The sequence below is a fragment of the Paenibacillus sp. 01T422 genome (genome assembly GCF_056398785.1).
Genome location: NZ_JBFTQB010000784.1, coordinates 1 through 3,138, shown reverse-complemented (window position 1 = coordinate 3,138; position 3,138 = coordinate 1). Strand labels below are relative to the sequence as shown.

General features: G+C 41.7%; 4 protein-coding genes. All 4 read right to left on the bottom strand.

Annotation, left to right across the window (positions count from 1 at the left end; genetic code table 11):
* The coding region (locus AC1DUA_RS31175; protein ID WP_477503436.1) for an MFS transporter at positions 1–656 on the bottom strand (656 nt) is incomplete at its 3' end.
* Positions 657–1,085: 429 nt separating this feature from the next.
* Positions 1,086–1,985, bottom strand: coding sequence for a helix-turn-helix transcriptional regulator (locus AC1DUA_RS31170; RefSeq protein WP_477503435.1), 900 nt, complete (start codon positions 1,983–1,985; stop codon positions 1,086–1,088).
* Positions 1,986–2,360: 375 nt separating this feature from the next.
* Positions 2,361–2,567, bottom strand: a complete 207-nt coding sequence (locus AC1DUA_RS31165; protein WP_477503434.1) for a hypothetical protein — start codon at positions 2,565–2,567, stop codon at positions 2,361–2,363.
* Between the two features lie 166 nt (positions 2,568–2,733).
* Positions 2,734–3,138, bottom strand: a 405-nt coding sequence (locus AC1DUA_RS31160; protein ID WP_477503433.1) for an SDR family NAD(P)-dependent oxidoreductase, incomplete at its 5' end; no start/stop codon positions are given.

Below are 3,138 nucleotides of genomic sequence, written 5' to 3'. Positions count from 1 at the left end.
CCTTCACCTGCTTTACTGAAGCCAAAGACGACCCCGCCAAACCCTATGGTTGATAGAATAATGGAGATTACATCGATCCGAGGTTTGGTGACTTCGGTGACATTTTCCAGATTTCTCATACCGATGAGAAGTCCAATAATCAAGAACGGAAGAGATAACCAAAAAATGTAGTGCCATGTTAAATATTCGATTAGAAGTCCAGCCACAGTAGGGCCAGTTGCCGGTGCGAACATGATAACTAGACCMACGAAGCCCATCGCTGCACCGCGTTTCTCCGGGGGATATACGACAAGAATTGTATTAAACATGAGTGGAATCAATAGACCCATGCCAGCTGCCTGAAGAACGCGAGCGACCATCAGCATTTCAAAATTCATGGCAAGCGCGGCAACCAATGTTCCTACGATCGAGCTCGCAAGCGACACGACGAAAAGCTGCCTTGTTGTCAACCATTGCAACAGTAATCCAGTCATCGGCATTAGAATGCCGAGAGTCAGCAAAAACCCTGTCGTTAACCACTGTGCAGTGGCAGCTGAAATCTGGAACACGTCCATTAAATTACTAATAGCTATGTTGAGTGCCGTCTCGCTGAACATGCCTACGAAGCCGCAGATCAGCAGCGATGCCATGATAGCCTTAGTATTGTATTGCTTCATTTGTTTCTTCACTTCCCTCTCCTGAGGACTACTTTAGTAGTTCTCTATCTTTATAGTCCGTTTTAAATTACAACAGTCTGTCGAATTATACAAGAGCAAAAACAAATAAAATAAATTTCCCCCATCCCCAAAAAGAAAAACACCTCCAAATGACTCAGGGGAGGCGCTGGTTATCATTTCAGTCCGATTAGTGCCAGAAGACTAGTTAGCACAGTGAATTTATTTGGTTTTGATTGTTTCGCGTTTGATCGCGTCCACTTCCAGGCATTACTTTCAATCTCTTTGAGTTCCAATCTATGCTCTTTTATCTTTTCTTCAAAAAAATGCGGATAATGATGCACGATGTGTACCTCCAATTCCCTGTTAAGATGATTTATCTTCGCTTTAAACTCATTATAATCAAACAAGTATGACAGCTGTCTGTCATACTTATAGATACCGATTTAACATTTTTTCAATTTTCTCTTGGAGCAAATGCCTTAACATGAGTGGTTCAAGAACCTCCACATCTTCACCAAAACTTAATATCGTTTCAACTAACCATTCGACTTCTAAAGGATTAATAATGGTAACCGTAAGCGTGCCATCTTCATGAAAGTATTTATCCTCCGCATAAAAACAATCCAAGGCATGTGCCAATGATTTGCCTGAAATATGAAGAACAGCTCCCACGATTTCTTGTTTCTGATAGTCCAAAGAAAAATCTTGTAGAAACGTTGAGTGAATACACGGATATATTTCAGACATGGTAATCAAATCTATCATTCTTGTAAGTTTAAATACACGATAGTCCTTACGAGCTCTACAATACCCATGTAAATACCAAGTATAATACTTAAACAGCAGGCTGACTGGCTCAACTACCCGATTAGCCCTCTCATTCTTAGCGTTCAAATATTCAAAATGAATGACATGTCTAGCGTTTATGGCAGCTCGAAGCATATGCAGCATTGCATTGTTAGCTCGCCAACTTCCTAAATCGATGGTCAGGCTTGGCATTTTATCGCTTTGAATGGTTTGAAGCCTATGCATAGTCTCCGTTGCTCGCTCATCATTGAACACTGTCGCCGTGCTATGAAGAAGCGTGATTAAAGACTCTATATCGTTGTCATGTAATAAACTTTTCTCCATTTTATACGCTTTAATAATTCCATAACCGCCATTGACGCCTTGATGGGATACTACAGGGATTCCTGCCGCACAAATAGCCTCTATATCACGATATATGGTTCTTTGAGAGACCTGATATTTGTTCGCGAGCTCAGAAGCAGATATCACTTCATTATTTAAAAGCGCATAAGTAATCGATATTAATCGTTCTAGTTTCATTTAATCACCCGCTAATTTTCTATAGGAATAAATGAGGCATCAGTAAAAAAAACGAACAAACGTTTGTATATATTACACCATAATAATCCAATTGCATCAAGTGGAAATAGGAAAAACCGTCAGGGATTGAATCCACCTGACGGTCTTAATCGGCTAAAACCTATACCCGAAGGAACTGGAGTCCCTTATTTCGAGAAAACCAAGCCGTTTCCTCTTTGATCGTATCTACAGGTGCTTATTTTGCATCCATGGCAAGTTTTTACGGTGGAAATGACAAAATAGCAGACTGTAGTTCCCCCTGGAGGCGGATAAGGTTGCTTTTGAGCAATATAGCGGCCTGTAGTTCCTCCTACTCGTTGAAAGTGCCCCTATTGCTTATGTGTTCTTTGCATCATGATAATCTTCCCAGAGCGGGCCGATGTATTTTTCTAATGCTCCCTGGACGTCATCTCTCYGGCGCTCTTCTACATTTACGGAGTCATTCATAATATCATTTCGAATTCGAATGAGTACAAACAGAGGAGGCAATGCGGCTTCACGCAGGGCCTTTATCATGACTTCTTCTTGTGGAGTAATATCCATAACGTTCTCCTTTCCTTTTCTGTAAATTTTCTTCAAGATAATCTCATTTTAAACCCTACTATAAGTGTTAGGGTCAAGAAGAAAAGTTGAAAACGATCTACTCGGGTAAGCGCCAAAAAGGCAGCCCGCTATACCTAGCGTACTGCCTTCTACTAATGTTCTATAATTATTTCGAGTCTGCTTCAGCTGATCGATCGTACCATGCGCTCAGTTCTTCCATCCGTTTATTATAAGCATCACGAATTGAATACGCAGATTGCGAGCCAACGGGTAGCCGCAGCGGCGCATTGCCTTCTTTAATTACGGAAATAATATATTGTACGGCTTTGGCCGGTTCGCCAATCTTGATGTTTGATAATCCTTTTTCATAAGCTTCGTAGTACGGGATATACTCCGGCTTTTTCTCGGTCTGCTCCAAAGAGTGTCCGAGGAACTCGGTTGCAAAAACGGCTGGCTCCACAATCGTCGTCTTGATCCCGAAGCTTGCGAATTCCTGCGCGAATGCCTCCGAGAAGCCTTCAAGTGCAAACTTGGAAGCCGCATAAAGACTGAACGGTGGGAAGGATACAAC

Coding starts and splice junctions, on each gene's coding strand:
- AC1DUA_RS31170 (WP_477503435.1), bottom strand. CDS start 1,985: ATGAAACTAGAACGATTAATATCGATTACTTATGCGCTTTTAAATAAT.